Origin of the sequence: Streptomyces inusitatus (genome assembly GCF_014651115.1) — a bacterium.
GTDB lineage: Bacteria > Actinomycetota > Actinomycetes > Streptomycetales > Streptomycetaceae > Streptomyces > Streptomyces amakusaensis.
In genome coordinates, this window is the sequence record NZ_BMWG01000002.1 from 407,463 (window position 1) to 429,179 (window position 21,717).

Here is a 21,717-nt window from a genome sequence, read left to right on the forward strand (position 1 = left end):
ATCTCTTCCATGTGACCTTGAACCTGCGACAAGCGGCGACCCTGTGCGTGGCCCTGAGCATCTGCGCACTGCTCATCGTCCCCGGAAACTTCCCGGGGCTGAGCGGCGACGCCCGTATCACCCTCGCCGTCTTCGCCCTGGCGACCTGCGCCTGGATCGGCACGCCGATCGACGACACCTATATCGCCCTGGGCGCGGGGCTCGCTCTGACCGCGACGGGGGTGATCAGCAGCGACGAACTCTTCGGCACCCTCGGTGACGACACCGTGTGGCTGCTGATCTGCGCCTTCGTGCTGGCCGCCGCGGTGGCCAGGACCGGGCTCGCCGGGCGGGCCGCCGCCTTCCTGGTCGGCGGTGCGCGCACGGTGCGGCAGCTGGTCCATCTGACCACCGCGGCGCTGGTGGTCACGGCCTTCGCGGTGCCCGCGACCTCGGGGCGGGCCGCGCTCGCCATGCCGGTCTTCCTGGCGCTGGCGAAGGCGCTGTCTGACCGCAAGCGGCTGGTGGTGATGCTGGCGCTGCTCTTCCCCACCGTCATCCTGCTGTCGGCGGTCGCCACGCTGATCGGCGCGGGAGCGCATCTGATCACCGTGTCGGTGCTGTGGGAGGCGGCCGGGGAGCGCATCGGCTTCACCGAGTGGCTGATGATCGGACTGCCGCTGGCCGTGGTCTCCTCCCATCTGGCGGCGGAGGCGGTGCTGTTCACCACGACCCGCCGCGAGGACCGCGGGGGTCCGGTGCACATCACCGCCGAGGAGATCCAGAAGCACAGCGACAAGCCGGTCACCGGCCCGCTGGAGGCCGCCGAGACCCGGTGCGCCCTGCTGCTGGCCACGGTGGTCGTCCTGTGGTGCAGCGAGCCGCTGCACCGGGTGCCGCCCGCCGTGGTGGCGCTGATCGGGGCCATAGTGGCGGCCTCGCCGGCGCTGGGCACCGTACGGCTGAAGGACGCGCTCAAGACCGTGCCGTGGTCGCTGCTGCTGTTCATGGCGGCGACCATGGCGATGGGTGTGGCGCTCGCCGACTCCGGGGCGGCGAAGTGGCTGGTCGGCGGGGTGCCGCTGGATCTGCCGCCGTGGCTGTTCCTCACCGTGGTGGTGGGTGTCTCCACCATGGCGCACCTGGTGCTCCAGTCCCGGTCGGCGAGATCCTCGGTCCTGGTGCCGCTGGTGGTCGCCGCGGCCGTCGGCGCGGGGGTCAACCCGGTCGCCGCCGCCCTCGCCTCCACCGCCGCCGCGGGCTTCTGCCACACCCTGCCCGCCTCCGCGAAGCCGGTCACCCTCTTCGCCGAGATCCCCGGGACCCCCACGTACACCCCGCGCGATCTGCTACGGCTCTCCGCCGTGCTCGCCCCGATGACCGCGGCGCTGGTGCTGCTGTTCGCGGTCGCCGTCTGGCCGCTGATCGGCGTACCGCTCCGCTGACGGCCCGCCCGTCCCCCGGATCCTCAACCCTCTGTTCAACCCTCTGTCAGGAGTTCATACGATGCTGACCCGATTCGCGATCGCCCCCAGCGGTTTCAAGGAGTCCCTCTCCGCGCAGTCGGCCGCCGAGGCCATCGCCGAGGGCGTACTCAGGGTGGTGCCCGAGGCCGAGATCGATCTGATCCCGCTGGTCGACGGCGGCGAGGGCACGGCGCAGGCGCTGGCCTCCGCGTCCGGCGGGCGGCTGGTGCGGCTGCGGGCCACCGGGCCGACGGGCGAGCCGATCGACACCCACTTCGCGCTCCTGGGCGAGCGGGAGGAGACCGCGGTGGTGGAGATGGCGGCGGTGGCCGGGCTCTCCCTCGTACCGCGTGAGCTGCGCGATCCCGGCGCGACGACGACCTATGGCGTGGGTGAGCTGATCTCGGCCGCGCTCGACACCGGCGTCCGGCGGATCCTCGTCGGCTGCGGCGACTCCGGGACCTCGGACGGCGGGGCCGGGGCGCTCCAGGCGCTCGGCGCTCGGCTGCTCGACCAGAGCGGCCGGGAGCTGCCGCGCGGCGGCCGGGAGCTGGTGCGGCTGGCGCGGATCGACGCCTCCGGGCTCGATCCCCGGCTGGCGCGGACCGAGATCCGGGTCGCCTGCAATCCGTTCAACGTGCTGTGCGGCGAGCGCGGGGTGGCCAGGGTCTTCGGGCCGCAGAAGGGGGCGACGCCCGCGCAGGTCGAGCTGCTCGCGGCGGGCCTGGAGCGGTGGGCGGCCGTGCTCACCCGGGATCTGGCGGTCCGCACCGATCTGTACGACGGGCCCGGCACCGGGGCCTCCGGCGGTCTGGGCGCGGGGCTCGCGGCGCTCGGCGGCGCGCTGCTGCCGCGCTTCGACGTCCTCCTGGACCATCTGGACCTGGACGCCCGGCTGGCCCGCGCCGATCTGGTGGTGACCGCCGAGGGCGCTCTCGACCACCAGACCCCGCGCGGCAAGGTGCCGGCCGAGGTGGCCAGGCGCGCCAAGCTCCACGGGCGCGAGGTGCTGGCGCTGGCGGGCACCATCGGGGAGGGCGCGCATCTGGTGCGCTCCTCGGGGGTGGACGCGTACAGCTCGATCCTGCCCGCGCCGGTCTCGCTCACGGAGGCGCTCGGCCGCGGTGGGGAGTTCCTCACCGACGCGACCGAGCGTGCCCTGCGGATGATTCTGATCGGGACGCGGCTACCGGTTCACGCGGAGGCGGTGTCCGGGACGCACCGGCCGTCCTCGGTGCGGTAGTTCCACCGCGCGCCCTGGGCGACCAGTTCCTTGACGGCGCGGACAAAGCGCTCGACGTGCTCCTCGGGGGTGCCCGCGCCGAAGCTGACCCGGATCGCGTTGAGCGAGCGCTCGCCCGGCTCGCTCTCCGGCGCGCCGCACTCCCCCGGGTCCTGCGGGTCGCTGCCGAGCAGGGTGCGGACCAGGGGGTGGGCGCAGAAGAGTCCGTCGCGGACGCCGATGCCGTACTCGGCGGAGAGCGCGGCGGCGAAGTGCGAGCTGTTCCAGCCCTCCACCACGAAGGAGATCACGCCGACCCTGGGGGCGTCGTCGCCGAAGAGCGAGAGCACCTTGACCTCGGGGACCTCGGCGAGACCGGCGCGGACCACGCCGACCAGCCGCTGCTCACGGGCGACGAGCTCGTCGAAACCGGCCTCGGTGAGGGCCTTGCAGGCGGAGGCTATGGCGTAGACGCCGATGACATTGGGCGAACCGGCCTCGTGGCGGGCGGCGGTGGAGTGCCACTCGACCTCGACGCCGCCGTCGGCGCGGCGCGCGACCTTGCGGGACGCGCCGCCGCCGGCGAGGTAGGGGTCCGCGTCCTGGAGCCAGTCGGCGCGGCCGGCCAGCACGCCCGAGCCGAAGGGGGCGTAGAGCTTGTGTCCGGAGAACGCGACCCAGTCGACGTCGAGTTCGCGGACGGAGAGCGGGTGGTGGGGGGCGAGCTGGGCGGCGTCCAGGACGATGCGCGCGCCGTGGGCGTGCGCGGCGGCGGCGAGTTCCCGTACGGGCCACAGCTCGCCGGTCACATTGGACGCGCCCGTCACACAGACCAGGGCGGGCCCGTAGGGGTCGCGGTCGGCGAGGGCGCGCTCCAGGGTGGTGACGGCCTCGGCGGGGGTGCGGGGGGCGTTGAGGTAGGTGACCTCGGCGTCGCGCCAGGGGAGCAGGGAGGCGTGGTGCTCGGTCTCGAAGACGAAGACCTGGCAGCCGGCGGGGAGGGCGGCGGCCAGCAGGTTCAGCGAGTCGGTGGTGGAGCGGGTGAAGACGAGCTGGTCGCCCTCGCGGCAGTCGAGGAACTCGGCGACGGTGCGGCGGCTGTTCTCGAAGAGGTCGGTGGAGAGCTGGGAGAGGTATCCCGCGCCCCGGTGGACGCTGCCGTAGTAGGGCGCATACGCGGCGACGTCGTCCCAGACGCGCTGGAGGGCGGGGGCGCTGGCCGCGTAGTCCAGGGCGGCGTAGGTGACTTCGCCGCCGGTGACGAGGGGGACCGTCACATCGCGGCCGAGGACGGCGAGGGGGGTGCTCACGGTGGTGTCGACGGCGGTGTTCGGGCGTGCGGACATGGCGATATCTCCCGGCAGGACAGGCGGAATGGCTTCTTGGACCCGGCCGCGGGCGTGCGGAATCGCAGTGCGGCGTGCCGGGGATTGCCTCGGGGAGCGCGGCGGAGGCCGCGCGTGGAGGGTGTGCTGAAGAAGGGGCGTACAGCCCTATCGCATTCGCTTGCTCACGAGACTGCTCCCTTGAGGACCAGGACCCCAGGGCGTACAGGGGTCCGCGCTTGCCGCAGACCTCGCTGCCTACGGCCTGGTCTTCACCCGGGGCACCCCGCCACGGACGGAGGGTTGCCGGACAGCGGGCCGGGGCCGTAGTCGCTGTCGCTCATGACCTGCCGGAACCGTATGCCAGCGGAGCGCGACAGCGCAAGACCGTTCCGCATCCCAAGACGGTCCGGGAACACGAGAAGGCCCCCGCCGGCTTCGAAAGTCGGCGGGGGCCCGGGGGCGGGAAGGCGTCAGGCGCTGGTGGCGGCGACCCAGCGCTCCAGGGCGGCGGCGGCCGCGCCGGAGTCGATGGAGTGGGCGGCGCGGGTGATCGCCGCCGCGAGCTGGTCCTCCAGCGAGGCGTCCGAGGGCGCGAGGGCCACCAGCGCCGCCGCCGAGTTGAGCAGGACCGCGTCACGGACCGGCCCCTTCTCCCCGGCGAGGAGGCGGCGGGCCACCTCCGCGTTGTACGAGGCGTCCGCGCCGCGCAGGGCCTCCACCGGGACCAGCGGGATCCCGATGTCCCTCGGGTCGAAGGACCGCTCCCGCACCGAGCCGTCCCGTACCACCCAGACCCGGGAGGTCGCCGTCGTCGTCAGCTCGTCCAGCCCGTCGTCGCCCCGGAACACCAGTGCGGAGGATCCGCGCTCGGCGAGCACACCCGCGAGGATGGGCGCCATCCGGGCGTCCGCGACACCGGTGGCCTGGGCCTTCACCCGGGCCGGGTTGGTCAGCGGGCCGAGGAAGTTGAAGGTGGTGCGGATGCCCAGCTCCTTGCGGGCCGCCGCCACATGGCGGAGCGCCGGGTGGAACTTCACCGCGAAGCAGAAGGTGATGCCCGCCTCCTCCGCGACCTCGGCGACCCGCTGGGGGGGCAGCTCCAGATTGACGCCGAGCTTCTCCAGGACGTCCGAGGCCCCCGAGGCGCTGGACGCCGCCCGGTTGCCGTGCTTGACGACCTTCGTACCGGTCCCCGCGACGACGATCGCGGACATCGTGGAGATGTTGACCGTCTTCGCGCCGTCGCCGCCGGTGCCGACGATGTCGACGCTGGGGCCCGGCACCTCGATGAGCCGCGCGTGCTCGTACATCGTCCGGACCAGGCCGGAGATCTCCGCGACGGTCTCGCCCTTGGCGCGCAGCGCCACCGCGAATCCGGCGATCTGCGCGTCGGTGGCCGCGCCGCTGAGGATCTGGTGCATCGCCCAGGCGGTGGCGTCCGCGCTCTGGTCGTGCTGGTCGAGGAGGGAGTTCAGCACGAGGGGCCAGGAGAGGTCCGCCACGCTGTCGCCGCCTGCCGGGGTCACAACGTTCATGGTCCGCTCCAGGGTCCATCTGGGGATAAGGGGTAGGCCTCCACCCTATCCAGCCCCGGGGACGGCCAAGAGCCCCGTCCATTGCCTGGACGGGGCTCTTGGCTGTGGCGATCGTAACGATCAGATCAGGCGATCAGTGGTGGCCGTGGCCACTGGTGATCTCCTTGTACTCCTCGGCGGTGGGCTTGGGAATCTGGTTCCCCTCGCCGTAGAAGCTCTGGCTGAGCTTGGCCTGCGTCTTCTTGACGAGCGAGACCTTCCGCTCCACGCCGTTCTTGTCCACGGTCGGGCCGATCTCGATCGGCTTGTACTGCTCGTGCGCGGTGAGGCGGTACAGCTCACCCTGGCTGAGCGGTTCGTGGACCTCGACGAACTCACCGTGCGGCAGTCGCTTGATGATGCCGGACTCGCGTCCGTGCAGCACCTTGTCCCTGTCGCGGCGCTGGAGTCCGAGGCAGATGCGCTTCGTGACGATGAAGGCGATGACCGGTCCGGCGAAGAAGAAGATCCGGACGAACCAGGTGATCGCGTTGATCGACAGGTTGAAGTGGGTGGCGACGATGTCGTTGCCACCGCCGATCAACATGATGAAGTACGCGGTCAGCCAGGCCACACCGAAGGCCGTACGCGTCGGGGCGTTGCGCGGGCGGTCCAGGATGTGGTGCTCGCGCTTGTCCCCGGTGACCCAGGACTCGATGAAGGGGTAGACCCCGATCGCGCCCAGCACCAGCGGGAAGGCGATCAGCGGGATGAGTACGCCCAGTGCGAGCGTATGACCCCAGGCGTTGATCTCCCAGCCGGGCATCACACGGATCAGACCCTCGGCGAAGCCCATGTACCAGTCGGGTTGCGCGCCGGTGGAGACCTGGTCGACCCGGTAGGGGCCGAGTGCCCAGATCGGGTTCAGCGTGGCGACGGCGGAGACCACCGCGATGATGCCGAAGACCAGGAAGAAGAAGCCACCCGCCTTGGCCATGTAGACCGGCAGCAGCGGCATGCCGACGACGTTCTTCTCGGTGCGGCCGGGACCCGCGTACTGCGTGTGCTTGTGGTAGACGACCAGGATCAGATGGCCCACCAGCAGACCGAGCATGATGCCCGGCAACAGCAGGATGTGGATCGAGTAGAACCGGGACACGAAGTCGTGACCTGGGAACTCCCCGCCGAACAAGAACATCGAGATGTATGTGCCCACGACTGGCACGGCCAGGATCGCGCCCTGCATGAAGCGGACGCCGGTGCCGGAGAGCAGGTCGTCCGGGAGCGAGTAGCCGGTGAAACCGGTGAACATGCCCAGGAAGAGCAGCAGGAAGCCGAAGAGCCAGTTGACCTCGCGCGGCTTGCGGAACGCGCCGGTGAAGAAGACGCGCATCATGTGGACCATCATCGCGGCGACGAAGATCAGCGCGGCCCAGTGGTGGATCTGCCGGATGAGCAGACCGCCGCGGACGTCGAAGCTGATCTCCAGCGTCGAGGCGTAGGCCTCGGACATGCGTACGCCCTGCATGGGGACGTAGCTGCCGTGGTAGACGATCTCGTTCATCGACGGGGTGAAGAACAGCGTCAGATACACACCCGTGAGGATGATGATCACGAAGCTGTAGAGGCAGATCTCACCGAGCATGAAGGACCAGTGGTCCGGGAAGATCTTGCGCATGTTGGCCTTGGCCAGGGAGTAGATCCCCAGCCGGCCGTCCGCCCAGTCCGCGACCCGCTCACCTGCGGGTGCTTTGCGCTCGGGGCGCTTGGTCTCAGTTGCAGTACTCATCCGCGCTCCCAGAAGGACGCACCGACAGGCTCGTCGAAGTCGCCGAGCGCTTCGAGGTTGCCCTCCGCGTTCACACCGATCCGCAGCTGCGGAAGGGGGTGACCGGCGGGGCCGAAGATGACCCGGGCTCCGTCGGAGAGGTCGAAGGTGGACTGATGACACGGGCAGAGCACGTGGTGGGTCTGCTGCTCGTAGAGGCTGATCGGGCAGCCGACATGGGTGCAGATCTTGGAGAAGGCCACGATGCCCTCGTGGGACCACTCAAGCTCTCGCTTGTCCTTGATGTCGTCCGGACGGATCCGGACGATCATCAGGGCGGCCTTGCCGATCTCTTTCTGGAAGTCGTGGCTGTCGTCCTTCAGGCCCTCGGGCATGGCGAAGACGAGCGAGCCGACGGTGATGTCCTCGGGACGCAGCGGCTCATGCGTGTTCATGTTGATGAGCTGCTTGCCCTTGGCCCAGAGCGTCACCCGGAGCTTGCGCTCCGGCAGCGGACCGAGGTCGCGCAGAAGGACCACTCCGGTGAGCGGGACCAGCGCCATCGCGCCGAACATCGTGTTCCGGATCAGCTTGCGACGGCCGAAGCCGGACTCCTCGTTGCCCGCCGCGAAGTCGGCCAGAACCTTGGCCTTGACCTCGGGCGAGGCCTCGATGGGGTGCCGCTCGTCGGCGACCTCCTCGTCGGACATCAGGGTGCGGGCCCAGTGGACCGCGCCCGCCCCGATGAAGAAGAGGGCCCCGCCGAGCGTCCAGCCCAGCGAGAAGTTCAGCGCGCTCACCCGGCCGAAGGGCCAGATGTAGACGAGCTTGTCGACGGGGAAGGCCACGAAACAGGCGATGAACGCCACCGTGGACAGCATCGAGAGCGTGAAAAAGAGGGCGACGGTGCGCTCGGAGCGCTGAGCGGCCCGCTCGTCGATGTCCTGGATGCGCGGCTTGTGCGCCGGCAGTCCGGGATCGTGGAACGGGTCCTCGTCCACCCGCTGGGCGACGGCGGTGCCGCCGTGCCCTGCCGCGCCGTGCGCGGTGCCCTGCTCAGCCGGCAGGTTCTCTTCTGGAATGTCTTGGCTACTCATGACTTCTTGGCCTTAGCGGTGTGGGCCGCGACCCAGACGGCGGTTGCGATCAGCGCACCCAGACCGAAGATCCAGGCGAACAGACCCTCACTGACGGGACCGAGCCCGCCCAGCGTCAGACCGCCGGGGCTCGACGCCTTGTCCGGGTCGTTCATGGTCTCGACGTAGGCGATGATCTCCTTCTTCTCCTTCTCCGGCATGACGCCGTCGGGGAAGGAAGGCATGTTCTGCGGGCCGGTCTGCATGGCCTCGTAGAGATGCTTGTTGCTGACGCCCTCAAGAGTGGGGGCGTACTTGCCGTCCGTCAGCGCGCCGCCCTTGCCGGTGAAGTTGTGGCACTGGGCGCAGTTGGTACGGAAGAGATCGCCGCCCTTGGCGACGTCGGCGCCCTTGGGGCTGTACTGGTCCTCGGTCGGCGTGATCGGACCGGCACCGAGCGAGGCGACGTACGCCGCGAGCTGGTCGATCTCGGCCTGGGAGTAGATGACCTTCTTCTTGGGCACCTGCGCACCGGGCTGCTGCGCCGGCATACGGCCGGTGCCGACCTGGAAGTCGACGGAGGCCGAGCCGACGCCGACGAGGGAGGGACCGTCAGTGGTGCCCTCGCCGCCGGTTCCGTGGCAGCTCGCGCAGCCGACGGTGTACAGCTTCTTGCCCTCCTCGATGGCGAGGGACTGGGAGGTTTCTTCGGCCTGTGCCTTGTCCGCAGGCGCGAACGCGGCGTACAGCCCCCCGGTGGCCGCCAGCGCGAGGAGTAGGACGACGACCGCCGCCAGCGGATGGCGTCGTCGTGCGGAGAGCTTTTTCACGGATTACCCCGGTGTCAGGATTTTCTGCGTCGATGCTTCTGGACTGTGTCTGCTTCGGGCGCGAACGCCCACGCCCGTTACTTGATCATGTAGATCGTGGCGAAGAGGCCGATCCAGACGACATCGACGAAGTGCCAGTAATAGGACACGACGATGGCGGAGGTTGCCTGCTCGTGGGTGAATCTCCTGGCCGCGTACGTCCGGCCCAGGACCAGCAGGAAGGCGATGAGTCCGCCTGCCACATGCAGTCCGTGGAAGCCGGTGGTCAGGTAGAACACCGAGCCGTAGGGGTCAGACGAGAGGGAGATCCCGTGCTGGACCAGCTCGGTGTACTCGTAGACCTGACCGCCGATGAAGATCGCGCCCATGATGAACGTGATGATGAACCACGTGCGGAGCTTCTTCACATCGCCGCGCTCGGCGGCGAATACGCCGAGCTGGCAGGTGAGAGAGGAGAGCACCAGGATCGTGGTGTTCGTCGCCGAGAACGGGAAGTTCAGAAGGTCGGCCTTCGAGGACCAGAACTCGGCACCCGTTACCGAGCGCAGAGTGAAGTACATCGCAAAGAGGGCCGCGAAGAACATCAGCTCGGAACTCAACCAGATGATGGTTCCGACGCTGACGAGGTTCGGCCGATTGACCGACGGGTGCGCGTGCCCGGTTTCTACTGTCGTTGCTGTCGCCACGACCGACATTATGTCGGTCGCTTATCCCGCCCTCACTCCGGGGGGTGCCGTTCGGTGTGTCAGCCGCCCCCGTCCGGCCCGAACGGCCCATCGACGGGGTGTCCGAACCGCTGTTTGCGAACAGGGTGAGCGAGTAGCATCCGGGCCACCGGTACCTGATCCAGAGGGACCCAACGACGCGGAGGAACAATGCAGCCGACCGCCACCGTGCTGGTCTACAGCGATGACGCCAACACCCGTGAGCAGGTACGGCTCGCGGCCGGGCGCAGGCCCGCGGCCGACGTCCCCCCCGTCGCCTTCATCGAGTGCGCGACGCTCCCGGCCGTGCTGGAGCGGCTGGAGGAGGGCGGGGTCGACGTCTGTGTGCTGGACGGCGAGACGGTGCCCGCGGGCGGGATGGGCGTCTGCCGGCAGATCAAGGACGAGATTTTCGACTGCCCGCCCGTGTTGCTGCTCATCGGCCGCCCCCAGGACGCCTGGCTGGCCACCTGGAGCCGCGCGGAGGCCGCTGTGACGCTTCCGGTCGACCCGGTGGAGTTCGCGGACGCGCTGGCCGCCCTGCTGCGCGAGAGGCTCGGTGTGGGGGCCTGACGGCCTTCCCGCGCGGCCGCGGCGGCCTCTGACGGGCCGTCGCGGGCCTTCAGGGGCGCGCCACGAGGGCCCCAGGGGCTCCTGGGGGCTCAGATACGGGGTCGCAGCCGTGCCACGTCGGTGGCGCTGCTGCCGTCCCTGACCGCGCCGACGAGGGCGCTGCCCTTGCGCCAGTCCGCCCAGGACAGATTCCAGTCCCCGTAGCCGTTGCCGAAGGTGTCCATCTCGTCTCCGACGCTGTTGATGACATGGACGAGGTCGCCCTCGCGCACGGTCTCGTAGAACCAGGCGGCGTTGCCGGTGGACATGCCGGTGCAGCCGTGGCTGACATTGGCGTAGCCGTGGGAGCCGATGGACCAGGGCGCGGCGTGGACGTACTCGCCGCTCCAGGTGACCCGGGTGGCGTAGTAGACCGGCAGGTCGTAGGCCTCGGAGCCGCCGATGCCGACGCTGGAGCCGCGCATCCGGACGAAGTACTCCTTGCCCAGCACCACCTTGGTGCCGTTGCGGGTGGAGAAGCCGGGCTTCCCGGTGGTGATCGGAATGGTGTTGATCACTTCTCCGTTGCGGAGCACGGTCATCCAGTGCGAGGAGGCGTCGGTGTAGGCCTCAACCCGGTCGCCGATGGTGAGTTTGAGGGGGTCGGAGGCGCCGCCGTAGAGCTGGTGGGAGACCTTGACGCCCTGGAGGTTGCTGGAGACGGTCACCTTCGCGCCCGCCGGCCAGTAATCCTTGGGCCGGAAGTGGAGCACCTCGTCGTTGACCCAGTGCCAGGCGCCGTCGACCGACGGCTTCGAGTCGACTTTGAGGGCGCGTTCGACCACGGATCTGGCCTCGCGGTCCTCGATCGGCGCGCTGAGTTCCGCGATGATGGGCTGTCCGACGCCGTAGGTGCCCTCCTCCGGGCCGAAACCGACGGTCAGCTGCCGCTTGGCCGGGGATGTCTCAAAACCGAGCGTACGGGTGCCGGGAGCGCCCTTCTTGTCCTCGGTGGCGACCCTTGCGGTGTACTTCGCGCCGGCCGACAGGGCTCCGGTGGAACGCCAGCGGCTGCCGTCGGCGGCGAGCTCGCCCGCCAGATGGTGGCCCGAGTCGTCGACGACCGTGACATCGGTGATCCGGGCGCCCGTCCGCTCGGTCTCGGCGACGGTGACCTCAAGGGGCTTGTCGGGGCTGGCCTTCGCGGCGCCCTGAGGCGTGTTGAAGACGATCTGGCGCGCGGCGTCGAAGGGCTTGGCCGAGAGCGGGTGGCTCTTCGTCTCACCACCGCACGCGGTGACGACCGACCCCAGGGCCAGGACCAGCAGGGTGCAGCGGAGAACTGAGCTGAGGCGAGGCGTCTGGTTCATAGCCTCACGGTATGAAAATCGCATCACGGCGGCGCGTTGAGTGCGTACAAACGGGCGGGCCCGGATCCCCCGCACGAGTGAAGCGGGGGATCCGGGCCCGGACCGTCTGCGCGGCCCGCGCGAGGGTTCGCGCGGGCGGTGCGGCGATCAGTGGAGCCGGGGGCTCACTGGTTCTGGTTCTCGCCGCGGTAGTACTCGTACACCCAGCCGAAGATCCCGAAGAGGATCAGCGGGGCCGAGAAGTACATCAGCCACCAGCCCACGGCCACGGCGAGGAAGGCGAACGCCGAACCGATGCCCAGCGCGAGCGGCTGCCAGCTGTGCGGGGAGAAGAACCCCACCTCGCCGGCCTCGTCCGCGACATCGGCCTCCTGGTCGTCCTGGGCCATGGCGTCCACCCGCCTGGCCGTGAAGGCCAGGTAGTAGCCGACCATGACGGTCAGACCGAACGCCAGGAAGAGCGCGGTGGTGCCCGCGGGCTCCTTCGACCAGACGCCGTAGAGGATGGCCACAGCGAGGATGAACACGCTGAGCCACAGGAACATCTTTCCCTGGATCTTCACTTCGCCGCACCCTTCCCGCCGACGAGAGCCTTGTCGACCTCACCGCGATTTTCGAGCTGGTCGACAATCGCGATCTCGGGGTGGTGGAGGTCGAAGGCCGGGGATTCGGAACGGATCCGCGGAAGAGTGAGGAAGTTGTGCCGCGGCGGCGGGCAGGAAGTCGCCCATTCGAGCGAACGGCCATAACCCCACGGGTCGTCCACCTCGATCTTCTTTCCGTACTTCGCCGTCTTCCAGACGTTGTACATGAAGGGAAGAACCGAGGCTCCGAGCACGAACGAGCTAATGGTCGAAATCGTGTTCAGTGCGGTGAATCCATCGGCCGCGAGATAGTCCGCGTAACGCCGCGGCATTCCCTCCGCGCCCAGCCAGTGCTGGACCAGGAAGGTGCCGTGGAATCCGATGAACAGCGTCCAGAAGGTGATCTTGCCCAGGCGCTCGTCCAGCATCTTGCCGGTGAACTTCGGCCACCAGAAGTGGAAGCCGGCGAACATCGCGAAGACGACGGTGCCGAAGACGACGTAGTGGAAGTGGGCCACCACGAAGTACGAGTCCGAGACGTGGAAGTCCAGCGGCGGCGAGGCCAGGATGACACCGGTCAGACCACCGAAGGTGAAGGTGATCAGGAAGCCGATCGTCCAGAGCATCGGCGTCTCGAAGGAGAGCGACCCCTTCCACATGGTGCCGATCCAGTTGAAGAACTTCACACCGGTCGGTACCGCGATCAGGAAGGTCATGAAGGAGAAGAACGGCAAGAGCACGCCGCCCGTCACATACATGTGGTGCGCCCACACCGTCACCGAGAGACCGGCGATGGCGATCGTGGCGGCCACCAGGCCCGAGTAACCGAACATCGGCTTACGGCTGAAGACCGGGATGATCTCCGAGACGATGCCGAAGAACGGCAGGGCGATGATGTACACCTCTGGATGGCCGAAGAACCAGAAGAGGTGCTGCCACAGCAACGCGCCGCCATTGGCCGCGTCGAAGATGTGTGCGCCGAATTTCCGATCCGCCTCCAGCGCGAAGAGCGCGGCGGCGAGCACGGGGAAGGCGAGCAGGACCAGAACACCGGTCAGCAGCACGTTCCAGGTGAAGATCGGCATACGGAACATCGTCATACCGGGTGCGCGCATGCAGATGATCGTGGTGATGAAGTTGACCGAGCCGAGGATGGTGCCGAAGCCCGAGAGGGCCAGACCCATGATCCACATATCGGCGCCGACGCCCGGCGAGCGGACCGCGTCCGACAGCGGGGAGTAGGCGAACCAGCCGAAGTCGGCCGCACCCTGCGGGGTGAGGAAGCCGCCCACCGCGATCAGCGAACCGAAGAGGTAGAGCCAGTACGCGAACATGTTCAGCCGCGGGAACGCCACATCGGGCGCGCCGATCTGAAGCGGCATGATCCAGTTCGCGAACCCGGCGAAGAGCGGGGTGGCGAACATCAGCAGCATGATCGTGCCATGCATGGTGAACGCCTGGTTGAACTGCTCGTTCGACATGATCTGCGTGCCCGGACGGGCCAGCTCGGCGCGCATGACGAGCGCCATCACTCCGCCGACACAGAAGAAGACGAACGAAGTGATCAGGTAAAGCGTACCGATGGTCTTGTGGTCGGTGGTGGTGAGCCACTTCACCACCACATTGCCCGGCTGCTTGCGCCGTACCGGCAGCTCGTTCTCGTATGAGTCGTCAGCTGCTGCGGCGGCACCCTGAGATTCGTTGAGGATGCTCACAGTTGCTTCTTCTCCGCGTTTTTGGCCGGGTCCGTCTGAGCGATGCCGGACGGGATGTAGCCGGTCTGCCCCTTCTCGGCCAGCTCCTTCAGGTGCTGCTGGTAACGCTCCGGGGAGACGACCTTGACGTTGAACAGCATCCGGGAGTGGTCGACGCCGCAGAGTTCGGCGCACTTGCCCATGAAGGTGCCCTCCTTCGTGGCCGTCACCTCGAAGGCATTGGTGTGCCCGGGGATGACGTCCTGCTTGAAGAGGAAGGGAACCACCCAGAAGGAGTGGATCACATCACGGGAGGTCAGGATGAAACGGACCTTCTCCCCCTTGGGGAGCCACAGGGTCGGGCCCGGGTTTCCGTTCTGAGGATTGCGGGTGCCCGGGATTCCGTAGTCGTAGACGCCGCCGGCGTTGGCCGGGAGGTCCTTGATGTACTTGTCCGGAATCGCGTTCAGGTGCTTGTCGGTCTTGGCATCGCCCTTGGAGCCCTCTACATCCTCGATGTAGTTGAAGCCCCAGCTCCACTGGTAGCCGACCACATTGATGTTGTGGACAGGCTCCTTGGAGAGGGAGAGCAGTCTCGACTCGTCACGCGCGGTGAAGTAGAAGAACACCGAGACGATGATGAGAGGGACCACCGTGTACAGCGTTTCGATGGGCACGTTGTACCGGGTCTGCGGAGGTACCTCCACCTTGGTGCGGGTGCGCCGGTGGAAGATGACGCTCCACAGGATCAGGCCCCACACCAGAACGCCCGTGACGAGCGCCGCAGCCCAGGATCCCTGCCACAGGGAGAGGATGATCGGCGCCTCTTCCGTGACCGGGGTGGGCATGCCGAGGCGTGGGAAGTCTTCCCATGTGTATTCGCAGCCGGTCGCGGTAACCAGGATCAGGCCCGCAGTCAGCGCCTGCGGCAGCTTCCGCCGCATCGGGCGCCGCGACGAGCGGTCGGAGCCGTTGGGACTCACGTAGCGCCTTCCCGAGAGTCTCGGCCCGCGCGACGGGATGCGGCCGTCTCGCTGGTCGGTCGCCGGCCCTGACGCGGGCAGGGGTTTGGATGTTTATGCGGACCAAACCCTACTGGACGCTATTTGGGGTCGCGCGGGGAGGGTGCCCAACGCGCCGTCCGCCCCCCCGAAGGGGTGGAATCCCCCTGGATAACGTGGGCTTTCCCCTCGGAATCACCCGGGTATTCGGCAAGGTTTTCGGAGCCTGGGACGGGCATCTGACGCTCCCTCGGCCGCCGGGGGTTAGCGTGGCGCGGTGTCCTACTTCGATGCCGCGTCCTCCGCCCCTCTGCACCCGGTGGCCCGCCAGGCCCTGGCCGCCTCCCTCGACGAGGGCTGGTCCGACCCGGCCAGGCTCTATCGCGAGGGCCGCCGGGCCCGGCTGTTGCTGGACGCGGCCCGGGAGGCGGCGGCCGACGCGGTCGGCTGCCGGCCGGACGAGCTGGTCTTCACCCCGTCCGGGACGCACGCGGTCCACCTCGGCGTGTCGGGGGCGGTGGCGGGCCGACGGAGGGTCGGCCGGCGGGTGGTGGTCTCGGCGGTGGAGCACTCCTCGGTGCTCCACGCGGCGGGCGAGGAGGCGGTGCGGGTGCCCGTCGACCGATACGGCCGAGTGGCGGTGTCCGACTGGGCCGGGGCGCTGGGCGAGGGCGTGGCGCTGGCCTGTCTCCAGTCGGCCAGTCATGAGGTGGGCACCGAGCAGCCGGTGGCCGAGGCGGCCGGGGTCTGCCGGGAGGCGGGGGTGCCGCTGCTGGTGGACGCCGCCCAGTCGCTGGGCTGGGGTCCGGTCGGCGGCGACTGGTCGCTGCTGACCGCGAGCGCGCACAAGTGGGGCGGACCGGCCGGGGTGGGGCTGCTGGCGGTCCGCAAGGGGGTGCGGTTCGCGCCGCGAGGACCGGCGGACGAGCGGGAGTCGGGGCGCTCCCCCGGCTTCGAGAACATCCCGGCGATCGTGGCGGCGGCGGCCTCCCTGCGGGCGGTCCGGGCCGAGGCGCGGGAGGAGGCGGTACGGCTGCGGGCCCTGGTGGACCGGATCCGCGCCCGGGTGCCGGAGCTGGTGCCCGACACGGAGGTGGTGGGCGACCCGGTGGGCCGGCTCCCCCATCTCGTCACCTTCTCCTGTCTCTATGTCGACGGTGAGTCCCTGCTGCACGAGCTGGACCGGGAGGGTTTCTCGGTCTCCTCGGGCTCGTCCTGCACCTCCAGCACGCTCGAACCGAGCCATGTGCTGCGGGCGATGGGGGTGCTGAGCGAGGGCAATGTCCGGGTGTCGCTGCCCCTGGGCACCCCGGCCGAGGAGGTGGACCGCTTTCTGTCGGTGCTGCCCGGGGCGGTCGCCTCGGTACGGGAGCGCCTCGGCGCGCCGGTGGGCGCGGGGGCGGCGGCCGGCGCGGCGGCGGGGCCGTCGTCGCTGGTGGTGGACGCGCTGGGGAAGCGGTGTCCGATCCCGGTGATCGAGCTGGCGAAGGTGATCGGCCGGGTGCCGGTCGGCGGGACGGTGACGGTGCTCTCGGACGACGAGGCGGCCCGGCTGGACATCCCGGCGTGGTGCGGGATGCGGGGCCAGGAGTATGTGGGGGCCGAGGAGAGGGAGCGGGGCGCGGCCTATCTGGTGCGGCGCGCCGAGTAGAGCGTCTCCATACAGGGGCTCCCCCCGGGCCGCCGGGCCCGGGGGGAGGGCGCTCGTCAGCCGAGGTGGCGCTCGACCTCGGCGCCGGCCTCGTCGCCGTAGGCCTTCTTGAAGCGGTCCATGAAGTGGGCGCGGCGGAGGGTGTACTCCTGGGTGCCCAGGGTCTCGATCACCAGGGTGGCGAGCATGCAGCCGACCTGGGCGGCGCGCTCGTGGCCCACGCCCCAGGAGAGACCGGAGAGGAAGCCCGCGCGGAAGGCGTCGCCGACTCCGGTGGGGTCGACCTTGGCGTCCTCGGCCGGGCAGCCGACCTCGATGGCCTCTTCGCCGATCCGCTCGATGCGGACTCCGCGCGAGCCGAGGGTGGTCACCCGGTGGCCGACCTTGGCGAGGATCTCGTCGTCGCTCCAGCCGGTCTTGGACTCGATGAGCCCCTTCTCGTACTCGTTGGAGAAGAGGTAGGTGGCGCCTTCCAGGAGGGTGCGGATGTCGTCGCCGCTCATCCGGGCGATCTGCTGCGAGAAGTCCGCGGCGAAGGGGATGTTCCGCGAGCGGCACTCCTCCGTGTGGCGGAGCATCGCCTCGGGGTCGTCCGCCCCGATCAGCACCAGGTCGAGCGCGCCGGTGCGCTCGACGACGGACTGGAGTTCGATGAGGCGGGCCTCGCTCATCGCGCCCGTGTAGAAGGAGCCGATCTGGTTGTGGTCGGCGTCGGTGGTGCAGACGAAGCGCGCGGTGTGCAGCACTTCGGAGATCCGCACGGATCCGGTGTCCACGCCGTGGCGGTCGAGCCAGGCGCGGTACTCGTCGAAGTCCGAGCCGGCCGCGCCGACCAGGATCGGGCCGGTGCCCAGCTGGCCCATGCCGAAGCAGATGTTCGCCGCGACACCGCCCCTGCGCACATCGAGGGTGTCGACGAGGAACGAGAGGGAGACCGTGTGCAACTGGTCGGCGACTAGCTGATCGGCGAAACGACCGGGAAAGGTCATGAGATGGTCGGTTGCGATGGAGCCGGTGACTGCGATTCGCACGGCGATGCGCTCCTGTGGCGGGGTGTGGATGACGCTTAACGCTACCCGTTCCCGGATCGACAACCGATGGGGCGAAACTACCCGATAGTAGCTCTTTTTACCGTGTTCCCTGGTGCGTACGGTGCAGATATGACGAACTCTCGCCGTTCCCCTGTCGTACGCGAGTCCGAATTCACTCTGTCCCAGCTACGGGGTGACTGCGTCCGGATGGCACCCCACTGGGTGGTTCCCGCGACCGCCGCGCCCGTGCCCGTGCCCGCGTCCCGCATCCGTGGTGTAGTCGTCTCGGCGGCCTCGGCCCGGCTGGTCGACGCCATGTCCGAGTACGGCGACTGAGGGAGTTCCGCACGGCGCCGGCGCCGTCAGACGCGTCCGGGGAACCGGGTGCGCCTCTGCTCCGTCCCACCCACGCCCCGGGTCGCCGGGACGGGAGACAAGGAGCGATGCGGTGAGCGGTACGGAGAACACGCACGACGGTCCATCTCGCGGGCGTCCCCGGCTGATCGCGGCCGTGGCCGCGGCGGTGCTGATCGCGGGGGGCGGCAGCGCCTACTTCGCCTCGGCGGGGTTCGGCGCGAGCGGGGACGGCGGCCGTACGGACGCGAAGAGCGGCGCGCCGGAGAGTGTCCCGCCCCGGCTCGGGATCGGCTCCGGCGAGCGGGACGGCCGGATCGCGCCCGGTGAGCCGGACCCCTCGGGAGGGCCCCGGTACACGGTCGAGGGCGAGCTGTCCGCGGGCCCGGAGCGGGCCCCGGTCTACCGGGCGACGGGCACGGTCTCCGGGCCCGAGGTGGCCCGGCTCGCCGAGGCGCTGGAACTGCCGGGGACGCCCCGCTCGGCGGGCCCCCAGTGGACGATCGGGGCGAGCGGGGACGGCACCGATCCCCTGCTCCGGGTCGACACGGCCGCGCCGGGGAGCTGGACGTACACCCTCTCCCCCGGCGGCGACAACTGCCGAGGGGGCAAGGAGTGCCCGGAGCTGGACAGCACCGGTGACACCGGCGACACCGGGACCCCGCCGGACGAGCGGACCGCGAAGGAGGCCGCCGCCCCGGTGCTGAAGGCGCTCGGCCAGGACGGCGCGAAGCTGGACGCGCGGCAGACGATCGGTTCGCTCCGGGTGGTCAACGCCGATCCGGTGGTCGGCGGGCTGGCGACGTACGGCTGGTCGACCGATCTCCAGATCGACGCGGACGGCCGGGTGGTGCGCGCCGCCGGGAATCTGAAGCCGCCGGTGAAGGGCGAGGAGTACCCGGTGCTCTCCGCCGCCGAGACGCTGGAGCGGCTGAACGCGGGCCCGGGCGCGGGCACGGACTCGGCCGTACGGGATCCCCGCTGCGCGCCCCGGCTGCCGGGCGGCGGTGGCGGTTCGGGGCACGACGTCCCGTGCGGGCCGCAGGCCTGCGCGTCGGCGGTGCCGCTGGACGGCGGCGGGGCGGGGACGGCGGCGGTGCCGGAGGAGGACCCCTGCGAGGGGGAGAGCACTCCGGCCGCACCTCCGGCCAAGAAGGTCATCAAGGTGACCGGGGCGTCCTTCGCGCTCTCCGCGCAGTACGCGGACGGGCGGCCGGTGCTGGTGCCGTCCTGGCTGTTCCGGGCGGAGCCGGGCGGCTCGATGCCCGCGTACACGGTGGCCGAGCCCGCGGTGGAGCCCTCTTTCCTGCGGGAGCCGTCGGTGCCGCCGAAGGAGGCGCCCTCGCCGTCGGAGGCCCCGGCCGCGGGCGACGGCCGGATCCTGTCGTACAGCGCGGAAGGACGGGCGCTGACCGTCACCTTCTGGGGCGGGGTGTGCGGCGAGTACCGGGTGACCGCGGCGGAGAGCGGCGAGCGGGTGACGGTGCGGATCGTCGAACCGGAGCTGAAGCCCGGTGAGGCCTGCATCGCCCTGGCGAAGGAGATCAGGAAGACAGTGACGCTGGAGAAGCCGCTGGGCGGCCGCGAGGTCGTGGACGCGGACAGCGGCGAGAAGGTCGCCCGGGCGTCCGGCTGACCGGATCCGCCCACAACGCTGAACGGCGGAAGGCGGCGGCCCCTGGACCGGGGGTCGCCGCCTTCCGCCGTTCAGCGGTTCAGAAGACTTAGCTGAAGGAGTCCCCGCAGGCGCAGGATCCCGTGGCGTTGGGGTTGTCGATGGTGAAGCCCTGCTTCTCGATGGTGTCCACGAAGTCGATAGAGGCGCCGCCGAGGTAGGGGGCGCTCATCCGGTCGGTGACGACCTTGACGCCGTCGAAGTCCTTCACGACATCGCCGTCGAGCGAACGCTCGTCGAAGAAGAGCTGGTAGCGCAGGCCGGAGCAGCCACCGGGCTGAACGGCGACGCGCAGCGCCAGATCGTCCCGGCCTTCCTGGTCCAGCAGGCCCTTGACCTTGGCCGCGGCGGCGTCGGAGAGGAGGATGCCGTCGTTCACGGTGGTGGTCTCGTCCGATACGGACATCTGCTTCATCACTCCCGGGATGGGTCTCCCCAGCGGAGGCGGGGGAATACGGAGACTGCTTGCCGACAATGGCAACCGGCTTGGCCGCGGATTCATTCCGGGCCGGAGGCGTTCTTTCCCTTTCATGCTCGCACACCGCTCCCGCCGGGGGTGCGGCACGGCGGACCGGGGGTGCGTCACATCGACGCTATGGGCATCGTCAAAGTGACATGAAGCGGTTATGATAGATAGCGTCAAATAGACGAAAAGGTCTGTACAGAAAATAGAAAGGGTGTGTGTCGTGACCACCGCCCAGACCCGTACGGAGTCGCAGGACGTGCTCGATGTACAGCCGACCCCGCTCGCCCTGCTGCTGCTCGGCCGGGAGGCCGACCCCCGCAGCGAGCGCGGCGTGGAGTGCCCCGGCGATCTGCCCTCCCCCTCCGACCCGAACCTGGTGGCGCGCGCCCGCGCCGCCAAGGAGAAGCTCGGGGAGAAGGTCTTCGTCCTGGGTCACCACTACCAGCGTGACGAGGTCATCCAGTTCGCCGATGTCACGGGCGACTCCTTCAAGCTGGCGAAGGACGCGGCGGCGCGGCCGGAGGCCGAGTACATCGTCTTCTGCGGTGTCCACTTCATGGCGGAGTCCGCGGACATCCTCACCTCCGACGACCAGAAGGTCGTGCTGCCGGACCTCGCCGCCGGCTGTTCCATGGCGGACATGGCGACGGCCGAGCAGGTCGCGGAGTGCTGGGACACGCTGACCGACGCCGGGGTGGCCGAGCAGGTCGTCCCCGTCTCGTACATGAACTCCTCGGCGGACATCAAGGCGTTCACCGGCAAGCACGGCGGCACCATCTGCACCTCGTCCAATGCCAAGCGGGCCCTGGACTGGGCCTTCGAGCAGGGCGAGAAGGTGCTCTTCCTGCCCGACCAGCACCTCGGGCGGAACACCGCGGTCCGGGACATGGGCCTCTCGCTGGACGACTGCGTCCTCTACAACCCGCACAAGCCGAACGGCGGGCTCACCGTCGAGGAGCTGCGCGCGGCCAAGATGATCCTCTGGCGCGGCCACTGCTCGGTGCACGGCCGGTTCTCGCTGGAGTCGGTCGAGGATGTGCGCGCCCGGATCCCGGGGGTGCGGGTGCTGGTCCACCCCGAGTGCAAGCACGAGGTCGTGGCGGCGGCGGACGAGGTCGGCTCGACGGAGTACATCATCAAGGCCCTGGACGCGGCTCCCGCCGGGTCGAAGTGGGCGATCGGCACGGAGCTGAATCTGGTGCGCCGGCTGGCGAACGCGCACCCCGACAAGGAGGTCGTCTTCCTCGACAAGACGGTCTGCTTCTGCTCGACCATGAACCGGATCGATCTGCCGCATCTGGTCTGGGCCCTGGAGTCGCTCGCCGAGGGCTCGCTGGTCAACCGGATCCAGGTGGACCGGGAGACCGAGAGCTTCGCGAAGCTGGCGCTGGAGCGGATGCTCGCACTGCCGTAGCGGCCCCCGCCCGGAAAAGCGCCCGGCCCGGACCCCCT

The 21,717-nt window shown here is 69.6% G+C and carries 19 protein-coding genes and 1 riboswitch; of the genes, 7 read left to right on the forward strand and 12 right to left on the reverse strand.

Features of this window, described 5'->3' with window-relative positions:
* Nucleotides 1-11 precede the first annotated feature (11 nt).
* Both IE247_RS05700 and IE247_RS05705 read left to right on the forward strand, forming a co-directional pair.
* On the forward strand, nt 12-1,424 hold the full coding sequence (locus tag IE247_RS05700; RefSeq protein ID WP_190121763.1) for an SLC13 family permease: 1,413 nt from the start codon (nt 12-14) through the stop codon (nt 1,422-1,424).
* A gap of 61 nt (nt 1,425-1,485) precedes the next feature.
* On the forward strand, nt 1,486-2,688 hold the full coding sequence (locus tag IE247_RS05705) for a glycerate kinase family protein (protein ID WP_190121764.1): 1,203 nt from the start codon (nt 1,486-1,488) through the stop codon (nt 2,686-2,688).
* On the opposite strand, the gene IE247_RS05710 is transcribed toward IE247_RS05705, so the two are convergent.
* The 6 genes from IE247_RS05710 to ctaE form a co-directional block, all read right to left on the reverse strand.
* Nucleotides 2,640-4,013, reverse strand: a complete 1,374-nt coding sequence (locus IE247_RS05710) for an aminotransferase class V-fold PLP-dependent enzyme (RefSeq protein WP_190121765.1) — start codon at nt 4,011-4,013, stop codon at nt 2,640-2,642. The genes IE247_RS05705 and IE247_RS05710 overlap by 49 nt on opposite strands.
* 209 nt (nt 4,014-4,222) lie before the next feature.
* A riboswitch (SAM riboswitch) is annotated at nt 4,223-4,340 on the reverse strand.
* A 125-nt stretch (nt 4,341-4,465) separates the two neighbouring features.
* On the reverse strand, nt 4,466-5,530 hold the full coding sequence (gene trpD, locus IE247_RS05715) for an anthranilate phosphoribosyltransferase (protein ID WP_190121766.1): 1,065 nt from the start codon (nt 5,528-5,530) through the stop codon (nt 4,466-4,468).
* Between the two features lie 133 nt (nt 5,531-5,663).
* Nucleotides 5,664-7,298: a cytochrome bc1 complex cytochrome b subunit gene (qcrB, locus tag IE247_RS05720; RefSeq protein WP_190121767.1), complete on the reverse strand. Its 1,635-nt coding sequence runs from the start codon at nt 7,296-7,298 to the stop codon at nt 5,664-5,666.
* Complete coding sequence (gene qcrA / locus IE247_RS05725; RefSeq protein ID WP_190121768.1) at nt 7,295-8,374, reverse strand: cytochrome bc1 complex Rieske iron-sulfur subunit; 1,080 nt, start codon at nt 8,372-8,374, stop codon at nt 7,295-7,297. The genes qcrB and qcrA overlap by 4 nt, the downstream gene beginning before the upstream one ends.
* Nucleotides 8,371-9,183, reverse strand: a complete 813-nt coding sequence (gene qcrC, locus IE247_RS05730; protein ID WP_190121769.1) for a cytochrome bc1 complex diheme cytochrome c subunit — start codon at nt 9,181-9,183, stop codon at nt 8,371-8,373. The genes qcrA and qcrC overlap by 4 nt, the downstream gene beginning before the upstream one ends.
* A 77-nt stretch (nt 9,184-9,260) precedes the next feature.
* Complete coding sequence (ctaE, locus tag IE247_RS05735) at nt 9,261-9,878, reverse strand: aa3-type cytochrome oxidase subunit III (protein WP_190121770.1); 618 nt, start codon at nt 9,876-9,878, stop codon at nt 9,261-9,263.
* A gap of 180 nt (nt 9,879-10,058) precedes the next feature.
* Between ctaE and IE247_RS05740 the strand changes: the two genes are divergently transcribed.
* Entirely contained in the window at nt 10,059-10,460 is a 402-nt protein-coding gene (locus IE247_RS05740; protein ID WP_190121771.1) for a DNA-binding transcriptional response regulator, read from the forward strand.
* Between the two features lie 89 nt (nt 10,461-10,549).
* On the opposite strand, the gene IE247_RS05745 is transcribed toward IE247_RS05740, so the two are convergent.
* From IE247_RS05745 to ctaC, 4 genes are all read right to left on the reverse strand, one after another.
* Nucleotides 10,550-11,809, reverse strand: coding sequence for a L,D-transpeptidase (locus IE247_RS05745; protein ID WP_190121772.1), 1,260 nt, complete (start codon nt 11,807-11,809; stop codon nt 10,550-10,552).
* 164 nt (nt 11,810-11,973) lie between these two features.
* Nucleotides 11,974-12,372: a cytochrome c oxidase subunit 4 gene (locus IE247_RS05750; protein ID WP_190121773.1), complete on the reverse strand. Its 399-nt coding sequence runs from the start codon at nt 12,370-12,372 to the stop codon at nt 11,974-11,976.
* Nucleotides 12,369-14,108, reverse strand: coding sequence for an aa3-type cytochrome oxidase subunit I (gene ctaD / locus IE247_RS05755; protein ID WP_190121774.1), 1,740 nt, complete (start codon nt 14,106-14,108; stop codon nt 12,369-12,371). The genes IE247_RS05750 and ctaD overlap by 4 nt, the downstream gene beginning before the upstream one ends.
* Nucleotides 14,105-15,070 (reverse strand): aa3-type cytochrome oxidase subunit II, encoded by a 966-nt coding sequence (ctaC, locus tag IE247_RS05760; protein WP_190121775.1) that lies wholly within the window; start codon nt 15,068-15,070, stop codon nt 14,105-14,107. The genes ctaD and ctaC overlap by 4 nt, the downstream gene beginning before the upstream one ends.
* A gap of 295 nt (nt 15,071-15,365) precedes the next feature.
* Between ctaC and IE247_RS05765 the strand changes: the two genes are divergently transcribed.
* Nucleotides 15,366-16,739 carry a cysteine desulfurase/sulfurtransferase TusA family protein gene (locus IE247_RS05765; RefSeq protein ID WP_190121776.1) on the forward strand — a complete coding sequence of 458 codons (1,374 nt, stop codon included), beginning with the start codon at nt 15,366-15,368 and terminating at the stop codon, nt 16,737-16,739.
* A 56-nt stretch (nt 16,740-16,795) separates the two neighbouring features.
* Here IE247_RS05765 and IE247_RS05770 read toward each other — a convergent pair whose 3' ends face one another.
* Complete coding sequence (locus IE247_RS05770) at nt 16,796-17,770, reverse strand: carbohydrate kinase family protein (RefSeq protein WP_190121777.1); 975 nt, start codon at nt 17,768-17,770, stop codon at nt 16,796-16,798.
* Between the two features lie 129 nt (nt 17,771-17,899).
* On the opposite strand from IE247_RS05770, the gene IE247_RS05775 reads away from it, so the two are divergent.
* Nucleotides 17,900-18,106, forward strand: a complete 207-nt coding sequence (locus IE247_RS05775) for a hypothetical protein (RefSeq protein ID WP_190121778.1) — start codon at nt 17,900-17,902, stop codon at nt 18,104-18,106.
* A 112-nt stretch (nt 18,107-18,218) separates the two neighbouring features.
* Entirely contained in the window at nt 18,219-19,760 is a 1,542-nt protein-coding gene (locus IE247_RS05780) for a hypothetical protein (protein WP_190121779.1), read from the forward strand.
* An 88-nt stretch (nt 19,761-19,848) separates the two neighbouring features.
* On the opposite strand, the gene IE247_RS05785 is transcribed toward IE247_RS05780, so the two are convergent.
* The gene (locus tag IE247_RS05785) at nt 19,849-20,205 is read right to left on the reverse strand and encodes a HesB/IscA family protein (RefSeq protein ID WP_190121780.1); all 357 of its coding nucleotides are present in this window, start codon (nt 20,203-20,205) and stop codon (nt 19,849-19,851) included.
* Between the two features lie 280 nt (nt 20,206-20,485).
* Between IE247_RS05785 and nadA the strand changes: the two genes are divergently transcribed.
* On the forward strand, nt 20,486-21,679 hold the full coding sequence (nadA, locus tag IE247_RS05790) for a quinolinate synthase NadA (protein ID WP_190121781.1): 1,194 nt from the start codon (nt 20,486-20,488) through the stop codon (nt 21,677-21,679).
* Nucleotides 21,680-21,717 lie beyond the last annotated feature (38 nt).